The sequence below is a fragment of the Vibrio xiamenensis genome (assembly GCF_900100015.1).
Taxonomy (GTDB): domain Bacteria; phylum Pseudomonadota; class Gammaproteobacteria; order Enterobacterales; family Vibrionaceae; genus Vibrio; species Vibrio xiamenensis.
Genome location: NZ_FNDD01000044.1, coordinates 1 through 20,753 on the forward strand (window position 1 = coordinate 1; position 20,753 = coordinate 20,753).

Consider the following 20,753-nt stretch of genomic DNA (forward strand, 5'->3'; position numbering starts at 1 on the left):
GAGACAGAGTTTTCTAAAATGACTCACCTTGCGGGACTTGAATGGGCCAGCCTACTGGTTGTGACATATTCATCGTTCACAAAGAGTTGAATTCAAAAGTCTAGATAAAAGAAAAGCCCAGTCGTGAGACAGAGTTTTCTAAAATGACTCACCTTGCGGAACTTGAATGGGCCAGCCTACTGGTTGTGACATATTCATCGTTCACTTCACAAAGAGTTGAATTCAAAAGTCTAGATAAAAGAAAAGCCCAGTCGCGAGACTGGGCTTTCTAAAGTGGCTCCCCCTGCAAGACTTGAACTTGCGACATACGGATTAACAGTCCGCCGTTCTACCGACTGAACTAAGGGGGAATTATCTGTGTCACTTCTAACGAAGTGAAGCACCAAATAATGGTGCCTCGAGACGGAATAACGGGCCCGCCTAGGGCACTGACCGATGATTTTCAACAAAATCCAAAGATGATGTTTTAAGCACCGATAACATAATATGGTGCCTCGAGGCGGAATCGAACCACCGACACGAGGATTTTCAATCCTCTGCTCTACCGACTGAGCTATCGAGGCAAAAGAATGGTGCCGACTACCGGAATCGAACTGGTGACCTACTGATTACAAGTCAGTTGCTCTACCTACTGAGCTAAGTCGGCCCAAATTTTTGTGTTGCTCGTGATGCACACCAACAACTTAAATTGTGGTGCCTCGAGGCGGAATCGAACCACCGACACGAGGATTTTCAATCCTCTGCTCTACCGACTGAGCTATCGAGGCAAAAGAATGGTGCCGACTACCGGAATCGAACTGGTGACCTACTGATTACAAGTCAGTTGCTCTACCTACTGAGCTAAGTCGGCGCACTATATTCTTTTTAACGACCGTTGATACTTAAGCACCAACAATCAGAATTTGTGGTGCCCGGAGGCGGAATCGAACCACCGACACGAGGATTTTCAATCCTCTGCTCTACCGACTGAGCTATCCGGGCAACGGAGCGCTATTAAACGGATTTTCGGCCTTGGCGTCAACTTGTTTTTAGAAAAAAAAACAAAAAAACGGTTAACTGCTGCGAATTTAGCCAGTTTTGTGGCCAATGTTTAACTGCCGTTAAATTCCTTTTTAAATTTGGTCACTTTTTCTAAGTAACGGCGTGATTCTGCGTTGGGATGTTTATTGGTTAACGCCCAATAAACTTGGTTAGGCTGCAGGGAATTTATGTCGCTCATGGCGCGGCTGCGATTTGAACTAAAGGTGTTGAGCACGCCCCCCGTCCCGCCGTTGTAGGCGGAAATCATGCTGTACTCAAGCGACGTCGGTTGACGCACATCTTTTAAATAGCGGTTTTTCAGCAAGTAGAAGTAGGCGGTTCCGGTGTCGATGTTGTTTTCTGGGTTAAATAAGTATTCAGGCGATGGTTGCCCCTGACGTTTTTTCACTAATTGGAATACATCACGCCCAGCGGTTTTAGGCACCACTTGCATTAGCCCATAGGCATTGGCCCAGCTAACTGCATATGGGTTAAAGCTACTTTCGGTTTTGATGATCGCGTAGATCAGATCTTCAGGGATACCGTATTTGCGCGATGCGCGGCGCACGATATCGGCATATTTGTAACCGCGAATCTCGATTTGATCTTCCACCATCGGGATTTCGACGTAATAGGCCTTTTTAAAATCCACTTCTTTGACTTTAAGCTGATGGGCAATTAAGTAATCGGCGTAACGATTGGCGCGCCAAGACCATTCAATCGGCTGCTTATCTTGGTCAACGACCTGCTTATACAGAAATGGTCGGCCTTCGAGTTTGATTGATTTGGATGAGAACAGGTCGACGCTGGCAGGATCGTCAGGAGTTAAAAGTGTGGTAACAATAGCGTTTCTGAGGTGACCTTTAGGATCAGTGGGGGAAACGGTTTCCACCACTATGGTGCCTTTTGAGAAGTTGACTTCCGAACGGCTGAGATAATTATCGATGTATTTGACGTAGTTACTTTTGCCGGCGTATTTGATTTCGCGGCTACCCCAGCGTTTTTCGATGTTATTGGTAAAGCTACCGATGAGTGCATCTAGGGCTTTGGTATCTTTAGTAAATTGGCCTGGAAGCTGGGCAAGGTTTTTAGCAAAGCGGTTGGTGGGTTCGTAGTTTACGTCGTAGAGGCCTTCGACGAACTCGCGGCTACATCCGGCGAGCAACAACAAACTTAAACAATAGCAAAGCTTTCTCATACCTTATCCAAAAAAATGACACCAAAGCATGAGTAATGATGTCATTTAATTCTCGGTATGCAAATATTCACGGCGTTGAATCAGAGAAATCTGAATCAGGTTCCAGTTCCACTGACGCCGTGGTGCTGTGCAGACAAATTATTTTTCGCTTGGTGGCGTGTAGCCGTCGATTTGAACCTCTTTACCTTCGAACAAGAAGCTGACCATTTCAGTTTCGAGTAATTTACGGTGCTCAGGATCCATCATATTGAGCTTTTTCTCATTGATAAGCATGGTTTGTTTGTGTTGCCACTCGGCCCACGCTTGTTTAGAGATATTGTCAAAAATGCGCTTACCCAATTCACCAGGGTAAAGTTGGAAATCCAGCCCTTCAGCTTCTTTGTTTAGTCGAGCACAAAATACGGTGCGGCTCATAACGACTCCTTGATTAAAGTTCGTGCGGCAGAGTTTCAAGCAGCTGTTTTACTGGCGCTGCTAAGCCAATCTGCTCTGGTTGCGACAAGTTATACCAAAGACCTTTGTCGGCTTCCATTATCACATTGGGTTGCTGTGAAACGTCGATCAGAATTGGCGTAATATCGAGATGGTAATGGCTGAAAGTATGGCGAAACGCAATTAAGGTTTTTTGCGCTTGAATGTGTTTCGCCTGTATGCCGCGTAGCTCAAGTGCGTGCTCAATATCAGCATCACTATTTTCTGGAAAGGCAAATAGCCCGCCCCAAATACCGCTTTGCGGTCTTTGCTCCAGCCAGACCTGATTATCGTGGTGCAGCATGATAAACCAAGTCTCTTTAACTGGTTTGGCTTTTTTCGGCTTTTTACCCGGGTAATCGAGTTGATTGCCATGCTTGTTGCTGACGCACATGGATTCAATCGGGCACAGAGAACATTTCGGTTTGCTGCGCGTACATACCATAGCGCCCATATCCATCATCGCCTGATTGTATTTATCGACATCGGTATTTGGCGTATGGGTTTGAGCGATTTCCCACAGTTTATTTTCAACGGTTTTTTGCCCCGGCCAACCTTCAATCGCAAACGCGCGCGCTAAAGTGCGTTTAACATTGCCGTCTAAAATCGCGTGTGGCTGTTTATAAACCGAAGACAAAATAGCTGCAGCGGTTGAACGACCAATGCCTGGCAGCGCGTTCATCTGTTCGATATCGGTTGGGAACTCGCCGCCATACTGCTCCGCGACCACTTTGGCCGCTTTGTGCAGGTTGCGCGCCCGTGCGTAATAACCAAGCCCAGTCCACAGATGCAGCACTTCGTCTTGCTGCGCGTTAGCGAGGTCGACAACGGTTGGAAAACGCTCTAAAAAGCGTTGGTAATACGGAATAACCGTTGCAACTTGCGTCTGCTGCAGCATGATTTCCGTAATCACGATTTAAGTGGTACTTCTATTTTTAATAATATAAATCATAATGTTACTGTTCTCTAATCCTGCAAGTGGTACTTTTATCTTAACATTAGATTTATTTATGCGATATGTGTTGATGTAAGAAGTTAACGTTTGATGAGACTTTAAAAAGATAAGATGTTGTAAGTGAATGGAGTTAGAGGTATTGAATCGAAAAGCAATCAAACTTATTATTGGAGGCGACCAAGCATACGCCCCTTGGTCTTTAAATATGAGGCATACGTTGTGTGTGGGTCCGCGCAGCACTGGTCACAGTCAGTTCGTAAGGAACAAAGGTGGCATTGAGATGGCAGCGGCATCTCTAACCCACAGTTCAAAAATTCTCATTAAAGTCGTTCTGGGTTCCACCTTCTAATTTATCCATTTCTCTGTATCTAAACGACCTTACCGGTTGTTGATAATCTCTTTAATCTATTTGGTCCTCAAAATACAATGCCAATGCTCTCTCGCAAGCGCACTTTTGCCTCTTTTCAACTTAGAGCAGATGACCTTCAAAAAACAAGACTATTCCCATTTATAAACATATTCTAATGCCAGTAACCACTCATACTACAGTCAATATGAAAGTAGCTGAGATGATTCTGCAATATGACTCTAAAATCATGGTCAATTTTACTTAGTCACTACAGTTTTAATTATACGTCAGCAGATGATCCCCAATATTTGATTAAGTCTAGATTCATTATCTTCATCAAGTGAAATAAAATGTTTACCAGTGTTTCTTAAGTATTTAACATGAATATATTCAAGACTCTTTTGGTAATCCACATCATCTACTCGTATTCCATCTTCTTGAATGATGTATTTGTCAGATCTTTTCGAAAGAAAAATATAGTCAAAGTTATCTAAGCTAACTTTACCTAAATCTTCTAATTTTTTATAAAATAAAAGATCATTGTTATCATTTTTTAACACTATCTTAGTATGAGCTATGATATCGGGCAGCCCCCTATCATAAATGATGAAATCATAATTTTCATTTGCATATTTTAGCTCATTTTCCATTTGCCTCATGATTAGCCACGAGGTAGAAAAAGCGTTTTGTTCATGGTTCAATTTAAAAGGACATTCTCGAGCCACTTCGCTGATAACTTTTACGTTTTTATTAATTGTTTTCAGTCGATTTTCAATCATATTTATTAGGGTGGTTTTTCCTGTTCCAAATACGCCTGTTATAAGTATTTTCTTCATTTATTAACCTAATTCAATTGGATTGGTGATATTGTCATCATTCCATATTTCTTCGAAATATTTCTTATAATATTCATATCCATCGCCGCCTTTTTTATATTGATATGACATTGTTAACTGACTCTTCTTTTTTACCATGAAAGGACCAGTGAATAGGTTACTATCAATTCTCATTATGGAATCTATAGGTAAGCAAGAATATTCCCTTATTTGAATTGCAGAATCTGATAGATTTAGTTCTTTCTTTGTGATTCTTACCCATTCAACTAAATCTGAAATGGCTTTTTTTATAGAGCCTTCCTGAGCCATTTCATCTTTTTCTCTCTGGGCTATAAAGTCAGATTCTTTATGTGGGATAAGAAATCTTATTTTTAATCCTTTTTGTAATCTTGTCTTCAATACATCTCCTTGATAATTAATAAAGCCACTTGCTCCTAATGCTGCTATGTCCAACTCTTCTGATTTCAACAATAGTTTGTTGGTTACTGTATTCATTTCCTGTCTTGTTTTGAATATTGAAACCAATTTCCAAGAGTTGATTACTTTCATAAAATTAACTTCTGGTAGTGTTATGTGATATTCTACAAAATTAATGATAACGACTGCCAAGATTGAGCAACCGATACTTAGTAGTACTGTATTAATACTTATTTTCTCTACATTATCACCAGATGGGGTAGTGGGATAATAATTAGCAAATAGAATAAGAATTATACTGAGAAGTAATATGAGTAATTGGACAATGTTTTCTCTTTTCATTTATATCACCTTTCTTAATAAAAAATTTCGTTTAGCATTTAATTAATATTTATATATCCATTTTTATTGGCGGTATAGTTTTCAAAAATATAATATTGCCTTAAGTCTAGGTTCTTATACAACAAAAATCTGGCTTTGCTGTCTAACTTGAGTGAACTAAATCTTAATATTACGTTGAAAACAGTCACATTCATTCACCACGATTCTGTGTCAAAAAAACGCTACAAAACCACTAACGGGCACTAGTACAATAACTCTCTGACTCAACGTAGCTCGCTTACATTTTTGGATTGACGAATAAGTGATCAATAAGTGTAAGCAATCTAATCTGAAGCTGTTATATATCGTGTGAGGTAGCTACTTGGAGCCTCGATGCGCTCTCATTTTAAAATACTTTATGATATTTTTATTTAAAATCAATATTCTATGTTTTTTTGGAAATCGAATTGGGTAGTCTGTCTTACTGAAAACTGAACAACAGAAGCTAATCTTAAGAACTCATTTTAGTGATGCCGACATGTGGATGTTATCCTGATGAAGTGGTGAGAGAGTTTTAAATCTTCTTCAGGGAATGCAGATCTTACGGAAATCAAGTATCATCTAGTACCGTACGTAATAAAACCAATACTACAGGATAGCGAAACAGTGTATGTCTATGGATCCAAGGACAGATTGTTCATAAACACGACCTTGGGTTGCAGGTCTAGATGTTCGTATTGTTATCTACCATCACTTGATTATGAACTGGGTGCTTCAAATCTTATGATTAAGGACAGTGATTATGTCATTGGAATGGTTGAGTCTAGGTCTGATTTCATTCAAGGGAAGAAAGGTACGATTATCTCTCTGGGTTGCTACTCAGAGTGTTGGGATGAACCTGTCCGTGAATCGACTGTAGCGTTGATAACGTACTTTCTCCGAAAGGGTAATCCAGTGCAGTTTGCAACGAAGCGTTACGTAGCTTGTGAGGATATAGAGCAAGTGAGCAAGCTAATATCTTGGAGGGGGCAACTGAGCATCTTCATATCTTCAACCACTCTTACTAAGTGGAATTCTATAGAAAGGGGAACTGATTCTCCTGATATTAGGTTTAGAAGCTTCGATTTGACCAAAAAAACTGGAGTGCCTGTATATTTGTATATTAAGCCAATAATAAAATCCGTCACTATATCTGATTTGAATAAATATGTAGATATTGTAAAAAACAAAGATGTATCTGGTGTGATAATTGGCAGTAAGTTCATTATGAGTAATGAAAGTAATAATAACAAGTTAGCTCCTATAAGTAATGGAAAGTTAAAATACAGTAAAAAGAGCAAAGAAGAAGAGTACATGTATATGACGTTTTCCCAAAAGGTACTAACTTTTACTGAAAGTGTTCAAGCTATAGATTATTGGAGAAATTATGCATAAGACAAAAATAGAAAAGTTAAGTGAGCTATTGAATTCCAATGGTTTCTTGTCAACAACTTTTGTTGATATATTGGATATGAGTCAATCTAAAGAGATTATTGAAGATCTGGTTTTTGTTGTTGGGTACAACTACATAGATCTAACTGAACAAGATAATGGAGACATTATTATAACAGCGGGAGTAGTACCAGAAGATTTACGAGAAGTACTAACTATTCGAAATAAAAATATTGATGGTAAATTGTCAAAAAGGGTTGAAACTACCTTCAATACTTTACTAGATATTAAAAGGCAATCAAATATTCTAGAACTTTACCCTAGAGAGATGAGGAAGAATATTAATGAAGAAATAATGAAAAATAATAATATTGATTCTTGTTTCTTTAATCAAATTAAGTTAAGAGCTATTTGTTGAATATTTTAAAAAAATCATGGTATTTGACATGATTTATTGTTTGTAAATTAAGTTGAGAAAATAAATAATGATTATCGCTATTGAAGGCATCGATGGGAGTGGGAAAAATACTCAGGCTAACCTTTTAGCAAAAAAACTATCGGAAATCGGCCACGATGTCGTACTTCTTGGCTTTCCGTGTTATTCGGAAACATTTTTTGGTAAAGAAGTAGGCCACTACTTAAATGGTGAGTTTGGTGGGTTGGATGAGGTTCCACCTAAACTTGCCTCGATGCTCTATGCTGGTGATAGATTCGAGAAGAGAGACGATATTCTGAAAGCTCTGAATAGTGGTTCGGTGATTATCATTGATAGATATGTATCTTCAAATATCGCACATCAGTCGGCAAAATTAGTAGGGGCCGAGAGAGTGAAGCTCCAACATTGGATAGAAAAACTTGAATATGATGTCTATGGATTACCAAAAGCCAATATTAATATCTTACTAAATCTAGATGCAGTGAATTCATCTAAGTTAGTTCAACTTAAGGACACTCGTGACTACACTGCGAAAAGTCATGACTTACATGAGGAAAACTCTAGTTATTTAGAAGAGGTTGCAGCAGTTTATTACTCAATTGCAAAAAATGCTGATGACTGGAAAATTATTAATTGTTTAGAGGGAAATTCATTAAGATCTATCGACGATATATCAAATGATGTTCTTTCAACAGTTTTGGGAACGTTGGATTAGTGATATTTATATTCCCATTTTTCTTTTGGTAGAATCTTATTGTATCAAAGATATATTACTCTAAAAGAAATACAATACATACAATCCTTCAAGAAGATATCCAGTGTTCTACCCCTAGTTAGGGGTAGACAGTGTATGACATGTTAGTTTACTTCTAGATCATCGTTTTTAAAGACAGTCTTGTAAGCATTTTCAATGCATTGTCGAAAATTGGGCTATAGATGTGCTGAGGAAACTCTTTTGGCAACCTAGTATTTAAACGTTCTATAGCTTTTGGAAGCTCGGTTTTCATTGTGTCGAGAATTCCCTGCATTATGTCTTGTTTAAAGCGGACATGCTGTGCGGTTGCCAGAAAATGGCAAGGGTAAATCTTGTTGATTTCGTATTTTCTACCCCTTGATATTTTTAGCCTCATACCTGAAGTTATCCGCACTTTTCTAATTTGCGTGATTACTCTAAGAAGGTCTTGTCCAATAGTTTGTTACAACTTTGCAGCTCCTTGGCAGTTCGATTTGAACTCGGCTATGAGCTCTCTGAGCTCAAAATCAACCTAGCAACATGATGTTCAAAATATGTGATCTATGCCCATGTTTTTCATCCGGTTCTAACGCTCTATTTTATCTTCGAAGTAGTTAAATCATTCTCCCTTCTTGAACGGATGCAGACACAACTTAGGTGTTATTGCTCACAAGCTCTTCTGCTGATTTCTTGAATCGGTCGTGGGTAAATCGACTTTATCCCCCCATTTTTCTCATTCTCATAACACACAATATTCATCGCGCAAGCCCCTTGAAAATAGCGTAATTTGTTGTTTTTAAGGGGGTTGCGCGTTTGTCGAATCATGTTTTCATCAAACTTCATTTTGAATGGAGAGTTGAAATTTGAAAGTAACCTACGAAAGCATGGCAACGAATATGGAAGTCGTGACAATCACACATCTTCCTGTTTTTTGGGATCGCTCAGGAAGAATTATGCCGGCTGAAACGGCTTATGTAAGGGATAAAATTGAATCTGGCTTTTGGTCGTCTGTACACACTGTTCGATCAAATACGAATAGCATTGCGCAGTTTTCCTCATTTTTAGAAGATCAGGAGATTTCCCTCAAAGATGTTCAAATCAAACACCTTGTTCAGTGGCGAAACAGTTTAGCTACTAAATTTGGATATGAACGCGTATCCAATCGAACGCTCAACGTGCGTTTACGTGCCATTGTGGGATTTATTGAATGGGCACTATCCCATAATTATATCCAAGATAGTTTTTGGGGGCTTCGCGTTGAAAAATTAATTCGTACAGGCCAGCTGAATTTTAATCAAAAACAGCAAGCTCAGCGAATTCGTAGTATTCGACTGTTACTAACAGAGTCTACTTGTCGGGATCCGTTACCGACTATGGAAGATATTGAGCGGTTTTCCAAAAAATTGCCTAAATCATTTCGACCTATGATGGCGTTGATGTTAGGAACGGGAATGCGAATTAGTGAAGTGTTGTCTGCGCCAGTGTCTGCATTCCCGTCGTATGCCTCAGTTCTAAAAGACCCAAACCGGATGTATAGCATCCGTCTCGATAGTCGAGTGATGACCATTAAAAACAACAAGACCCGAACGGTGTTTATCCCAGGGCGTTTGTTTTTGACGATTTATGATCAAGTCAGCCCATCGTTGTATGCAGGTAATCAATCACTATTTTTTGCTAATGAAAATCATCAAGCTTGGACGCCATCGACCATACAAAAATCATTTAAAAGAGCGTCGAATCTCGCTGGGTTACGGTACTCCATTACACCTCATACTCTGAGGCATGTATTTGCAACAGGTACACTTGAGAAGTGGCAGGAGTCTGGCTTTTCTTCTGAAATGGCTTGCTTAATCTGGTTGCAGAAGCAACTGGGGCACAGCCAGGTATCAACAACTGCAAACATATATATCAATATGACCAGCGAGCTGCATGCGCATGACCGCAAAGTGCTTCAACAATATGAACAAGATCTTTGTCAAATGATGCAGGAGGCAGATGATGAGTAACCCATCTCAAAGCAATAACCTTTTGTACTTCAAAGCACCACTAATGTGGACTTTTTCAGATCCAGTACATGGTAATTATCATTTTGATGTGAACGCGAGAATCACCGAATATCCGCATTTGAAGACCATTATTTTGCAATTGAATGAGGGGTTGTATGGCTTACATTGCAAAGGTTTTGCGTTGAAATCTCTTGGGCAATACCGTCGAGCGATTGATATGTTTTTGCTGTACTTAAACACAGAAAATACCGTCGATGATATTGCCGATTGTGATTATGAATTCTTGCTCAGTTATTTAAAGTGGTTTCAATTGAGACCACTTCAAGATGGAGAAAGAAAAGGTAAACGTCGTAAGTCTATTGGTATTGCTCGATTGCTCCCTAGATTGTTGGTCAGTATTGCGGAGTTGCAGCCCGATAGCGTACATATTGATGTATTGCTTGGTCATTTACCTTCGCTTCCTGGTATTCCCAGTTCTCCCAGAGAACCTTACTCAAAGCGCGAGTTCCGTCAAATCCTCAAAGCGTGTAAATCGATTGTTGATTTGGACAAAAAAGGGGAATGGCAGGGGGCTGACTCTGTTGTCCTAGCTTCGGCTGCGGTATTGATGTCGATTTACACGTTAGCGAATAAGTCGGACATTTTAAGGTTACAAGTGGATTCGATGTACCCTCACCCTCATGACCCGGAGCGTCGTGTTTGTTTTGCTTTTTATAAACCACGCGCAAAACATCGCACTATCATTAAAGATTTCTCTAATATTGATGAACGTGAACTAGAGATGTTCGCAGAATCGCGTTTATTTCATATGAGTGCAAAAGGTTTATTTGAGTACCTTAAAGAGAGGTCAGATAAATATCGTGATCGAGTTTCTGATGATATTCGAGATTCCATTTGGCTATATGCCATTTGCTCCCAAGGAAAGGAAGAACGTTTAACCTCATTGAAGTCTGGGTACTTGGACAGTAGTCGCAATAAAAACAAGAATGCAGCCGTTCCGTTGGATGTTATTGCAAACCTATATGATTTGAGGGATGACCAAGATCAAGAATTAAGGATTCGACTCTCTCGGTTGCGGCCGACGTGTGTTCAGATTTTACGCCGCTATGGTTCTGTGGCGAGTATCTCTCGTATTTTGGGACACAAACTAAATTTTGGTATGAGATATTCGCCTACAACTGAACGGCATTATTTAAATGCGAGTCCAGAACAGAAAGCGCGGATAAGCCTATTGCTCAGTCGTCTTCATGACTATTCAGTCACGGGGGTGGTTGAAACATGGATTCAATATGAGCAGCAAAACGTGCTGACAGAAGCGCAGAAAACGGAGTTGAACTTACTTCAGAGTGATTCCCGTTTCAAAACACATGTCGCGAGCTGTAATAATCCGAAAAATAAGGAACAATCGTTGTCTTCTGGACCTCATTGTTTGGATTTTATGCAATGTTTGCTTTGTCCCCACATGGTGATTTTAGAAACTGATTTATGGCGATTATTCTCATTTCAACGGGCGTTACGCCATGATTTTGAATCAGGAAGAATTCCCTCGGTTTCATGGATGAAACGCTATGGCATCTACTTAAAAATCCTGGAAGAGGATATTCCCCACGCATTCCGTCATCGTCCGTTAGTTGTAAAAAAAGCGAATGAACGAGCGGAACAAACGCCGTATCCGTTATGGAACCTGAATGATCAATCTTATCTTGCTCAGATGCTGTCGATGGTGGAATAAAAAAGTATGGATAGAAAAAAAGAATTAGTGGATGATTTAGCGGTAAGTCATGTTGAGGCAACTCGTTCAACTCAAACGATCACAGTACAAAAAATAAAATATGCAACGTTGCAAGAAAAATTAGGGTTGTCGATTGGGTTATATGATGGCTATGACCTAGGGCGTTACGGTGCTGACACGTGGCTACTCCAACATTTTAGTGGAAATGCAAATATTCCACGATCTACAAAAAATCTTTCATTTACAGAGGAATGTGAAACCCGAAGTGTTAAGTGTTCAACTCGTCAACACGGCTATAGCGTAGATGAGGCTACCCGAGATTGTCTGTGGCTACGATTCTCTGATGGGATCTCGGCCAATACTCTGAAAGGAGAATTAAAAGCATGGAAAGTATTTACTCAGTGGTGGGTGAATACTTTCCGTGGAATGGCATTTGAAGATTGGCTTCAATCACCTTCAGGGCTAGATCAATATCTTCAGTGGATAAAGAAAGACTTTCGTCCGGGCCGTGAAAACTCGTATGTAAGCAAGGAAACTCAAATACTCAGGCTCTCGCCAATTTACCAGTTATATCATTATCGGCATTTGTTAAAAGTAGGATTTAGTTATCCTCCCTTTAGAGGGCTAAAAGGTGAAGCGGTCGTCGGTAAAATGAAGAAGCGTAACCAAATACAGGTGATTGAGGAGGATAAATGGAAAGCATTAATTCAGGCTGCATGGGCTCGTATTGATTTATCTGAATATCCGATCCAAACCTATGTTGACTATTGGACAACTAAACAATCTGAATTTGTTTCATTACCCACTAGAGATGGAAAAAATCCGTCAACATCCACGGTGACCAATAGAAAGAAAGCCTTCCTTTTGACTAAAGGGTATGAGACTTATACTGAACTCGAATTAGACATTATTTTATTCGAAGGTGCTGCGATAATTCTGATTCTGGCACTGACCGGCATGCGGCAAAGTGAATTATCAGGTCTATCGATGGATTGTTTCCAAGAGAAGAAAACCGAGTTTCTTTCGACGAATTATGGTTCAAGCTTCCTTCGAGGAGAAACCTATAAGTATTCGTATTTGCCAGAAGGACAACATCATATATGGTTAGTCCCTCAAGAGATAAATGCAGTCATTGAACGAGTCAATCAGTTGAATCAGCATCGTCGAGAGAAAAATCAGCGACTTTTGTCAAGTGCTAACGGTAATTCTGATCCATTGGTCATCAGTGAAGCAATAAAAGCATCAAATGGTTTGTTCTTGTCTCCTGGTATCAATGCTAAGCACCACTATTCATTACAATTGGTAGGTACAACTATTAATCGAAGAATTACTCGTTTTATTGAGTATTCAGAGATCGAAACTGCAGAAAAAATTACCCCTCATCGATTTCGTCGCACGTTGGCTCGTTTTGTAGCGTTATCCCCTTTAGGAAGTGTGGAGGCGTTGCGCGAGCAATTTGGGCATCTTACTGCGGATATCACGCAGTACTACATGCAAGGTGGTGATGATGAGCTGTTAAATTGGATTGCTGAGGATCAGAGTGAGTTTCAAAAATCTGTCATGGATATGCAGGTGGAGAGTTCTCGTCCAAAGCATGGCGGCTTAGGGGAGTTGATGGCAAATGAACAATATGCAGCACGAGATTTTAAAACGGCGAAAAATCTAAAAACGCTTCAGAAGCAGATTGGTACTGGAATGGAGGTGCAGTTAAATGCGCATTCAGTTTCCGTTCGGCCGATTGATAAAGGTGCTTGTTCAAATAATTGTCGTCTCAATCGAGTCCAGTGCATTTCGTGTGAGAACTGCGTTATTACAACCGCGCAATTACCATTTTGGGAGGACCAACTCCAAATGATGGAAGCGTGTGAAAAAGAAGGGATCGTTCAAGGCCTTGATAAAGTTCGTGATCTCGTTCATCAATTGAAAGAAGAAGCACTGTATGGCTAGTCACGACTTTGTTGAGAGAGTCAAAGAGGCTTTACAGGCATTAGATGACATTCGCCCTGAGGATGTATTGTCAGGGCGACAAAAAATGATGTCGTTACGGTTGTTTTCTCAGACGTTCGACATTAGTCGAACGTCGCTAGGCACTCATCGTGATGTAGGCCGGATGGTTTCGAAAGCCATTGATCGTTGGAATGATGCACATGTATCAGTTCATACTACTTTGAAAGAGTCTAAACCTCAAAATAAGAAAGACAAACTTCAGAAGACAATTGATGAACAACTAATTGAAATTCAAAACCTGCGCCTAGCACAGATCGATGAATGGCAAGAAAAGCGTCAGTTTGAACAAGAGCTAAAAGAGGCGCTTTCAGAGTTAGAACAATTAAAAAATGTTGGGCGATTCCCTTCTATCGTTGAGGGGTTTACAGCTCACTACGCAAATTCAACGCCACTCTGGTTTCAGTTTGAAGTATTACGATTGTATGGATCAGAACATGAACCTGTGATGCGCAATGTTGAAGAACTAAAAAATCGCTATGGCCCCGTGTTACCTGGTGGAGTAGAAGCCTTTTACTCACTGCTAGTGAGGCCCGAGCCCAGCTTTTATGGGCGAACAATAATTGAATCATTGAAGGCGAGTTCTGAGGATGTTGAGAGTTTACTAAAAATGCGTAGTGCTTGAAGTGGAAGTCCAAGGTTGCTTGGACTTTTTTATTTTAGAAGGTATGTCGATTGATCATCGCATAAACCTGATTTTGTAATCCTCCCTGTTTTATATGAACGAAAGTAATGTGTTTTCAGTTGGATATGATACTTGTACAATGTTTGTACTGATCCTTGCGTAAGATACTCATTATGACTCCATTGAGCGAAATTTTAGCGACTATGCCCCGAAGAGCGGAGAAAAAACCAGATAACTACTTAGTGGATTCTTTCGTTCATATTGGGTCAGTGTTCCCTTTATTTTCCTGTTTTGAAAATCAAATAATTTACGGTCGTCGAGGTACGGGTAAAACTCACCTTTTGAAATACTTAAAAAGTGAAGTGAATAAATCGGGAGTGCCTTGTTTAGAAATTGATATGAGAACAATGGGCTCTACGGGAGGGATGTACGCTGACGGTAGTATTAGTATAACTGAAAGAGCATCTAGGTTACTTTCTGATACCTTGTGCGATATCCGTGAGCAAATATTAGATGTTTGCTATGACAGTGAATCATGTGACTTCTCTCAACTTATACCATTATTAGACGAGTTTGTTGAACAGGCAACAAATATAGTGATTCAAGGCAGTATTGATAAGGAGCTAAGTACTAGTAAAGCAATATCATCGGCTTCATCAGCTAAAATGTCAGCTGGGCTCTCTCTTCAGAGTAGTATATCGGCTGATTTGGAGTGCTCACAGTCTATAAATGATTCTGGTACGGTCACTACGAGAGAATCTGGTCAACAGACCTTAAGAATTCATTTTGGAACTCTATCACGAATTCTTAAGCGTATAGTAAAACAACTACCAGAGAGCAGCTTACTTATCTTGATTGACGAATGGAGTGAAGTTCCATTAGACCTTCAACCTTATCTGGCTGATATGTTGAGACGAATTATATTTTCAGTTCCAAGTATTACAGTAAAGATAGCAGCTATTAGTCACCGTTCACGGTTTCGCATACATGATGAAAATGGTGCGTCAGTAGGTCTAGAAGTTTCATCTGATGCATCGGCATCGTTAAATTTGGACCATTTCATGGTTTTTGACAGCGATAAAGAGCAATCAGTGGAGTTCTTCAAAAGTCTTATTTTTAAACATGCGAAAGCGGCAGATAGAAAAAACATAATACCAGACGATGTTGAGAAGTTTATATCGATGGTATTTAAGAATAAGAATGCTCTTGAAGAGTTTGCTCGAGCTAGTGAAGGAGTTCCCCGTGACGCTATAAATATCATTTCTCAGGCAGCACAACATCAGAAAGATCAAAAAATCGGTGTGAAAGGTATAAGAAATGCTGCTAGAACTTGGTATACCACATCAAAGAGTAAAGATATTAACTCTCGTACAGAGGCTGTAGGACTATTGGAATGGATTGTATCTGTGGTAATCGGTACGAAGAGAACTAGGGGGTTCCTAATTAACAACACTACGAACGATGAACTTATAGATTATCTTTACGACTCTAGGGTTATTCACTTGGTTAAACAAGGCGTTTCGGTAAGGTCTGCCCAAGGTTTTAAGTACAACTTATATTCATTAGATTATGGATGCTACTCTCATTTGATTAATACTAGGGATGAACCACAAGGATTGATTAATGACGAGGCAGGGTATATCAGTGTCCCAAAAATAGATAATAGCTACGGAAAAAGTTCTATATTGGATTTGGATAGCTACTATAAACTAGGACATCTTCCGTTATTTGAACAAACACAAGATATAGAGTTAACGGCACATTTTTATGAAAGAAATGATGATGTACTCGATTTTGATGATGGTATTTTTAATAAAATACCGAAATATTTAGAAGCTCAGAAAATAAAAGGTACTATTTATATCCCACTTATATTTGTAGCGCTTGTGCTCAGGTGCAAACAAGGACAAGAACTTAGTAATGGAACTGAAATTACTAAAACAATCAATAACTATCTCATTTCTCAGCCGAAGAATGAAAAGGCTCCGAACAATATTTCTCGAGCGTTAAGAACCGAACCTGTCAGCAATGAAAAATGGATTATTAGGCGTGAGCGAAGTGATGGACCATTTTTCGAACTTTCCTCTGATTGGAGAAAACATTGGGAGGAGTATTTTAAATTGGATCCTCCGATATAATCAGCTTATGGTGAGGTATTTATCGGATCTGTAACGACTAAGTTTTTATTTTAACTAATTAATATTTCGAGTTAGTCATTGTCATAGGCTACTCCTTTCTCATAATGGAATGTTACCAGTCAGATTTTCACGATTTGAATTTTTACATGATTCATGAAATATTTAATTTCGTGAAAATTTGTTGGAGCCTCATGTCATGAGAGGACACATCAGTGAGTGGATTAAGCAACTTCCAGATGACCTGAATGCCACTGTAGTCCAGTGGGACGATGGATCACAATCTGGTGTTTTGTCGCTTCAGTTAGATGGTATGGAGCACAAGTTTAAGTGTCAGTTTAAACATATCCATCGAAAAGAAAGCTTAGTGAGCTTTCAACAATCGGTTGGGCTGGATACTGTTTTGCTTTGTGGTGCGTTAAGCGATTTTTTGGTCGCACAGAGCAAGGCTCTTAGCCTTAATTTTATCGATCTTAAGGGGAAGGCTAGGATCGTAAGAAAAGGTTGCTATATCCTTATTCAGTCTCCTCCTGAAGTGCCGATTCAGTTATCCGTCAGTGCATCAATGACTCCTGGTGTGGTTCGATGTGTGTTTGCTTTGTATGCTGAATCATCCTTACTACAAAGCTCGTATCAACATATTGCGGAAAAGTCTGGCGTTTCATTGGGTATGGTTGCGAAAACCATGACCTACCTAAAGACAAATCAGTATCTATCGAACACTAAAAGCAATCGACGTTTATTAAATCTCGATCAGTTGTTGTATGAGTGGTTGCTCGGATATAAGCGATGTATTGTCGAAAAATCTCAGCGTATACGGTTACCAACACCGAAGCGATGGGAGGACATCCCAGTCACACCTGATGCGACATGGGGCGGAGAAGTCTCAGCCTGTCAGTTAACAGAGTACCTTATTCCTCAAGAGCTCTTACTGTTTAGTGAAACGGCACCTAAAAACTACCCAATAGCACCAGATAATGTCATGACGTTCTTATGGAGCAAACCTTTCTGGGGAAAAACGTTGGTGTTATCAGAGCTAGCGAAAGCTCTTCTGGCCACAGGAGATTTGATAGCCTCTCAGGATGGTCGGAATAGAGAAGTGGCAGAGCTTTTGAATGAGAAGTACTTAAATATTAAAACATTGCCACTGTGATTTCATTTTTATTCCGGTGATTGAACCGTGATATCACCACGGCGAACCAACATGCAAAAGCGTGAGTAATCTTGAGTGTACACATATACGCGATGCGGAACGCTGGCACCTCTCATGAACTCGTCAAATGCCATGAGTGTCTGCGCTGGTAAAGATGATGGGTCGACCACTTTAAATGGCACGTTCGGTAACTCAAATTCTTTGAGGTTTGGTAATAATTGATCAAAGTTATCCGTCATTGTTCTTTCTCTATCAACTGTTCTTTAGAAGCGGGCGTGGGTCCTTTAGAAACATACAGGACATTTGACCGATTGGTAGATGTAAACGAGCCATATTTTCAAACTTTTAAACTTTCAATACCGATTTTTTGAAAAGTATGAGTTTTAAATTAATTTATAAAAAATAAAATTAACCGTAATGCATTGTTTATTAATAACTTTTATCAAAAACAAAAAGTCTCCCACGTGGGAGACTTTTTAAGATGAAATATTTTTTTAAAAAATAAATTCATGGTTAAGCTATTGAATTTAAATGTTAATTAGTGGTTTTTATAAAGGTGTGCCACGTGGCACACTTTTCATCATATTCCGTGATTTTCTTTTATTTCAAGGCCGCTTTTTTAAATGTTTTTCAATGAATGTTCGGATTGGTTTTGGAAGACCTAAGTCATTCAAATTGTTAAATGGAATCCATTGCTGTTGAGCGTTTTCTACACCTAACTTATTGATGAACCATACTTTCCCATCAAGCTTATAATGTGAAAATGTATGTTTAAATGAGCCTTGCAGTTTGACGTGGTCACCTAACTGCTCAGGTTCAATATAAATCTGGGGTAAACACCACAGTGCGCCCCAAATACCATCATCAGCCCGTTTTTCGAGTAGCAGCTTTCCATTGGATTCGATCCAGAGAAAATGCCCGGGTTTGGTCGGGATGACTTTCTTGGGTTTTGGTGTTGGTAGCTCACTAACGCGATTAGTTTGGTATGCGATGCATGTGGTGGTGAATGAGCACGCATCACAGTCAGGCGATTTAGGTTTACAGAGGGTAGCGCCCATATCCAGAAGGCCTTGGGCATACTGCCTGTTATTGATTGTTGGCGTATAAGCTTCTGCAGTGCTCCAGAGCTGCTTATCTACAGCTGAGGTGCCCGGTACCCCTTCGATCCCAAAATAACGGCAAAATAGGCGTTTTACGTTGCCGTCTACGATAGGGCCGTATGTATTGAACGCAAATGATGCAATCGCCCCTGCGGTATACCGACCCACGCCCGGAATTTCTTGCAGGGTTGTCACGTCAGATGGAAACTCATCGGCCCATGTTTCATGAATATAAATGGCTGCTTTACGTAAATTTCGTGCCCGCGAGTAGTAGCCTAAACCCTGCCAATGGTTCATGACTTCATCTTCTGTTGCGTTCGCAAGTGCCTCAATGGTCGGAAAACTAGCCATCCAACGTTCAAAGTAAGGAATGACGGTGACTACTTGTGTCTGTTGCAGCATCACCTCAGAAACAAGAACACGATACGGTGATGGATTTTGTTGCCACGGAAGATCATGTCGACCGTGTTGACGTTGCCAAGTCAGTAAGTGCTCTTGAAATTGCTTCGGTGTAAGCGATTTTGTTGCCATTAGTTTTAGTAATCCGATTGAGTTAACTTTTGCCGATAAAATCGAAAGTGAACCACATATAGTGAAAGAAGTTTAATTGTCTTATAAAAACAGATAGTTATGTTAGAGTGCCACTAAGCGGTCGTGATTCATTGAAAAAGCCAAACACTGTAGGCGGTTTTGTTTTGTTGCCACGGAAGTGTTTTACGTCCATAGGCGTCATACCATTTAAGAATGGCGCTAGCGAAAGGGGTCACGACTTGCTCAATTTTTTATACGTATAATTAAGGCGCAAATTGCACCACAGAAAGTGGTCAATGTTCAACCGACAAATACTAGGGTTTTCGGTTTTAGGGCTTGCACCCAAGCAAATTCTTTGGATAATCACTAGCCCTTTGAGGCGAGAGCAAATTTTAAGCAGGCAAAACCCATGAGTGAAGTGACCACTAACGAATATAACCAAGACGGCAAATTGATCCGTAAAGTACGCAGTTTTGTTCGTCGTGAAGGCCGTTTGACCAAAGGTCAAGAGGCGGCAATGAAAGAGTGTTGGCCAACAATGGGTATTGATTACCAGCCACAACTTCTTGATTGGAAAGAAGTGTTTGGTAACGATAATCCAGTGGTATTGGAAATTGGTTTCGGCATGGGCGCCTCACTGGTTGAAATGGCAAAAAATGCCCCGCAGAAAAACTTCATTGGTATTGAAGTTCATAGCCCAGGCGTTGGCGCATGTCTTGCTGCTGCGCGTGAAGAAGGGCTCACTAACCTGCGCGTGATGTGTCACGATGCGGTCGAAGTGTTTGAACACATGATTCCAAATAACAGTTTGGCGACGCTACAACTGTTTTTCCCTGACCCTTGGCATAAGAAGCGTCACCACAAACGTCGTATTGTTCAGCTTGAATTTGCTGAGATGATTCGCCAAAAGCTTATCCTTGGCGAAGGTATTTTCCATATGGCGACAGACTGGGAAAACTACTCTGAGCATATGGTTGAAGTCATGGAACAAGCGCCGGGCTACGAGAATATCGCTGAAAACGGCCACTTTGTTGAGCGCCCACAAGATCGCCCGCTAACCAAATTTGAAGCGCGCGGCCACCGTTTAGGCCACGGCGTTTGGGATATCAAATACAAGCGCATCAGCTAATTTTTAGGCTAAGCCGATACGAGCCATAACAAGGTTTGTAACAGCGCAAGCTGGTAAAAAACAGTATTAACAGAGCCAACATTCTTTTAATGTTGGCTCTGTTTTATTTTCAGTTTATAAAATTCATAACCGCAGCCTTATACGCTGATTAAAGTGAAGTGATAACAACAA

16 protein-coding genes, 6 tRNA genes and 1 pseudogene are annotated in these 20,753 nt (G+C 40.1%); 10 read left to right on the forward strand and 13 right to left on the reverse strand.

Annotated features, from left to right (window positions below; genetic code table 11):
• Nucleotides 1-274 precede the first annotated feature (274 nt).
• The 11 genes and pseudogenes from BLS03_RS23400 to BLS03_RS23455 all read right to left on the reverse strand — a co-directional run bounded on the left by BLS03_RS23400 (nucleotide 275) and on the right by BLS03_RS23455 (nucleotide 5,588).
• Nucleotides 275-350: transfer RNA gene (locus tag BLS03_RS23400), tRNA-Asn, on the reverse strand.
• A 137-nt stretch (nucleotides 351-487) separates the two neighbouring features.
• Nucleotides 488-563: transfer RNA gene (locus BLS03_RS23405), tRNA-Phe, on the reverse strand.
• 7 nt (nucleotides 564-570) lie between these two features.
• Nucleotides 571-646 (reverse strand) — tRNA-Thr (locus tag BLS03_RS23410).
• Between the two features lie 45 nt (nucleotides 647-691).
• Nucleotides 692-767: transfer RNA gene (locus tag BLS03_RS23415), tRNA-Phe, on the reverse strand.
• A 7-nt stretch (nucleotides 768-774) separates the two neighbouring features.
• A tRNA-Thr gene (locus tag BLS03_RS23420) sits at nucleotides 775-850 on the reverse strand.
• A gap of 55 nt (nucleotides 851-905) precedes the next feature.
• Nucleotides 906-981: transfer RNA gene (locus BLS03_RS23425), tRNA-Phe, on the reverse strand.
• A 109-nt stretch (nucleotides 982-1,090) separates the two neighbouring features.
• Entirely contained in the window at nucleotides 1,091-2,218 is a 1,128-nt protein-coding gene (gene mltC / locus BLS03_RS23430) for a membrane-bound lytic murein transglycosylase MltC (protein ID WP_093279291.1), read from the reverse strand.
• Between the two features lie 138 nt (nucleotides 2,219-2,356).
• Nucleotides 2,357-2,632, reverse strand: a complete 276-nt coding sequence (locus BLS03_RS23435; RefSeq protein WP_093279292.1) for an oxidative damage protection protein — start codon at nucleotides 2,630-2,632, stop codon at nucleotides 2,357-2,359.
• Nucleotides 2,633-2,645: 13 nt separating this feature from the next.
• Nucleotides 2,646-3,599 (reverse strand): annotated as a pseudogene (gene mutY / locus BLS03_RS23440) (A/G-specific adenine glycosylase); the annotation flags it as partial.
• A gap of 681 nt (nucleotides 3,600-4,280) precedes the next feature.
• On the reverse strand, nucleotides 4,281-4,829 hold the full coding sequence (locus BLS03_RS23450; protein WP_093279295.1) for an AAA family ATPase: 549 nt from the start codon (nucleotides 4,827-4,829) through the stop codon (nucleotides 4,281-4,283).
• A 3-nt stretch (nucleotides 4,830-4,832) separates the two neighbouring features.
• Entirely contained in the window at nucleotides 4,833-5,588 is a 756-nt protein-coding gene (locus tag BLS03_RS23455; protein WP_093279296.1) for a hypothetical protein, read from the reverse strand.
• 933 nt (nucleotides 5,589-6,521) lie between these two features.
• On the opposite strand from BLS03_RS23455, the gene BLS03_RS23460 reads away from it, so the two are divergent.
• From BLS03_RS23460 to BLS03_RS23505, 9 genes are all read left to right on the forward strand, one after another.
• A complete protein-coding gene (locus BLS03_RS23460; protein ID WP_143015682.1) occupies nucleotides 6,522-7,001 on the forward strand; it encodes a hypothetical protein in 480 nt (159 codons plus the stop codon).
• Nucleotides 6,994-7,416 (forward strand): hypothetical protein, encoded by a 423-nt coding sequence (locus BLS03_RS23465; protein WP_093279298.1) that lies wholly within the window; start codon nucleotides 6,994-6,996, stop codon nucleotides 7,414-7,416. The genes BLS03_RS23460 and BLS03_RS23465 overlap by 8 nt, the downstream gene beginning before the upstream one ends.
• A gap of 67 nt (nucleotides 7,417-7,483) precedes the next feature.
• A complete protein-coding gene (locus BLS03_RS23470; protein ID WP_093279299.1) occupies nucleotides 7,484-8,149 on the forward strand; it encodes a nucleoside/nucleotide kinase family protein in 666 nt (221 codons plus the stop codon).
• Nucleotides 8,150-9,030: 881 nt separating this feature from the next.
• Entirely contained in the window at nucleotides 9,031-10,173 is a 1,143-nt protein-coding gene (locus tag BLS03_RS23480; protein WP_093279300.1) for a tyrosine-type recombinase/integrase, read from the forward strand.
• Complete coding sequence (locus BLS03_RS23485; RefSeq protein WP_245696790.1) at nucleotides 10,163-11,905, forward strand: hypothetical protein; 1,743 nt, start codon at nucleotides 10,163-10,165, stop codon at nucleotides 11,903-11,905. Before BLS03_RS23480 ends, BLS03_RS23485 begins: the two co-directional genes overlap by 11 nt.
• A gap of 6 nt (nucleotides 11,906-11,911) precedes the next feature.
• On the forward strand, nucleotides 11,912-13,852 hold the full coding sequence (locus BLS03_RS23490) for a site-specific integrase (RefSeq protein WP_093279302.1): 1,941 nt from the start codon (nucleotides 11,912-11,914) through the stop codon (nucleotides 13,850-13,852).
• The gene (locus tag BLS03_RS23495; RefSeq protein ID WP_093279303.1) at nucleotides 13,845-14,534 is read left to right on the forward strand and encodes a hypothetical protein; all 690 of its coding nucleotides are present in this window, start codon (nucleotides 13,845-13,847) and stop codon (nucleotides 14,532-14,534) included. The genes BLS03_RS23490 and BLS03_RS23495 overlap by 8 nt, the downstream gene beginning before the upstream one ends.
• 173 nt (nucleotides 14,535-14,707) lie before the next feature.
• Nucleotides 14,708-16,672, forward strand: a complete 1,965-nt coding sequence (locus BLS03_RS23500) for an ORC-CDC6 family AAA ATPase (RefSeq protein ID WP_093279304.1) — start codon at nucleotides 14,708-14,710, stop codon at nucleotides 16,670-16,672.
• Nucleotides 16,673-16,868: 196 nt separating this feature from the next.
• Nucleotides 16,869-17,822, forward strand: a complete 954-nt coding sequence (locus BLS03_RS23505) for a type IV toxin-antitoxin system AbiEi family antitoxin (protein ID WP_093279305.1) — start codon at nucleotides 16,869-16,871, stop codon at nucleotides 17,820-17,822.
• 8 nt (nucleotides 17,823-17,830) lie between these two features.
• Here the strand turns inward: BLS03_RS23505 and BLS03_RS23510 are convergent, their stop codons facing one another.
• Both BLS03_RS23510 and mutY (BLS03_RS23515) read right to left on the reverse strand, forming a co-directional pair.
• The gene (locus BLS03_RS23510; RefSeq protein ID WP_093279306.1) at nucleotides 17,831-18,061 is read right to left on the reverse strand and encodes a hypothetical protein; all 231 of its coding nucleotides are present in this window, start codon (nucleotides 18,059-18,061) and stop codon (nucleotides 17,831-17,833) included.
• A gap of 366 nt (nucleotides 18,062-18,427) precedes the next feature.
• Complete coding sequence (gene mutY, locus BLS03_RS23515) at nucleotides 18,428-19,453, reverse strand: A/G-specific adenine glycosylase (RefSeq protein ID WP_093279307.1); 1,026 nt, start codon at nucleotides 19,451-19,453, stop codon at nucleotides 18,428-18,430.
• Between the two features lie 409 nt (nucleotides 19,454-19,862).
• Here mutY (BLS03_RS23515) and trmB point away from each other — a divergent pair, with 409 nt between their 5' ends.
• Nucleotides 19,863-20,582, forward strand: coding sequence for a tRNA (guanosine(46)-N7)-methyltransferase TrmB (gene trmB, locus BLS03_RS23520; protein WP_093279308.1), 720 nt, complete (start codon nucleotides 19,863-19,865; stop codon nucleotides 20,580-20,582).
• The last annotated feature ends 171 nt before the right edge of the window (nucleotides 20,583-20,753 follow it).

What these genes read in the sequence shown, in the direction of transcription:
- mltC (WP_093279291.1), bottom strand. Translation starts at nt 2,218, where the DNA reads ATGAGAAAGCTTTGCTATTGTTTAAGTTTGTTGTTGCTCGCCGGATGT.
- BLS03_RS23435 (WP_093279292.1), bottom strand. Translation starts at nt 2,632, where the DNA reads ATGAGCCGCACCGTATTTTGTGCTCGACTAAACAAAGAAGCTGAAGGG.
- BLS03_RS23450 (WP_093279295.1), bottom strand. Translation starts at nt 4,829, where the DNA reads ATGAAGAAAATACTTATAACAGGCGTATTTGGAACAGGAAAAACCACC.
- BLS03_RS23455 (WP_093279296.1), bottom strand. Translation starts at nt 5,588, where the DNA reads ATGAAAAGAGAAAACATTGTCCAATTACTCATATTACTTCTCAGTATA.
- BLS03_RS23465 (WP_093279298.1), top strand. Translation starts at nt 6,994, where the DNA reads ATGCATAAGACAAAAATAGAAAAGTTAAGTGAGCTATTGAATTCCAAT.
- BLS03_RS23470 (WP_093279299.1), top strand. Translation starts at nt 7,484, where the DNA reads ATGATTATCGCTATTGAAGGCATCGATGGGAGTGGGAAAAATACTCAG.
- BLS03_RS23485 (WP_245696790.1), top strand. Translation starts at nt 10,163, where the DNA reads ATGATGAGTAACCCATCTCAAAGCAATAACCTTTTGTACTTCAAAGCA.
- BLS03_RS23490 (WP_093279302.1), top strand. Translation starts at nt 11,912, where the DNA reads ATGGATAGAAAAAAAGAATTAGTGGATGATTTAGCGGTAAGTCATGTT.
- BLS03_RS23495 (WP_093279303.1), top strand. Translation starts at nt 13,845, where the DNA reads ATGGCTAGTCACGACTTTGTTGAGAGAGTCAAAGAGGCTTTACAGGCA.
- BLS03_RS23500 (WP_093279304.1), top strand. Translation starts at nt 14,708, where the DNA reads ATGACTCCATTGAGCGAAATTTTAGCGACTATGCCCCGAAGAGCGGAG.
- BLS03_RS23505 (WP_093279305.1), top strand. Translation starts at nt 16,869, where the DNA reads ATGAGAGGACACATCAGTGAGTGGATTAAGCAACTTCCAGATGACCTG.
- BLS03_RS23510 (WP_093279306.1), bottom strand. Translation starts at nt 18,061, where the DNA reads ATGACGGATAACTTTGATCAATTATTACCAAACCTCAAAGAATTTGAG.
- mutY (WP_093279307.1), bottom strand. Translation starts at nt 19,453, where the DNA reads ATGGCAACAAAATCGCTTACACCGAAGCAATTTCAAGAGCACTTACTG.
- trmB (WP_093279308.1), top strand. Translation starts at nt 19,863, where the DNA reads ATGAGTGAAGTGACCACTAACGAATATAACCAAGACGGCAAATTGATC.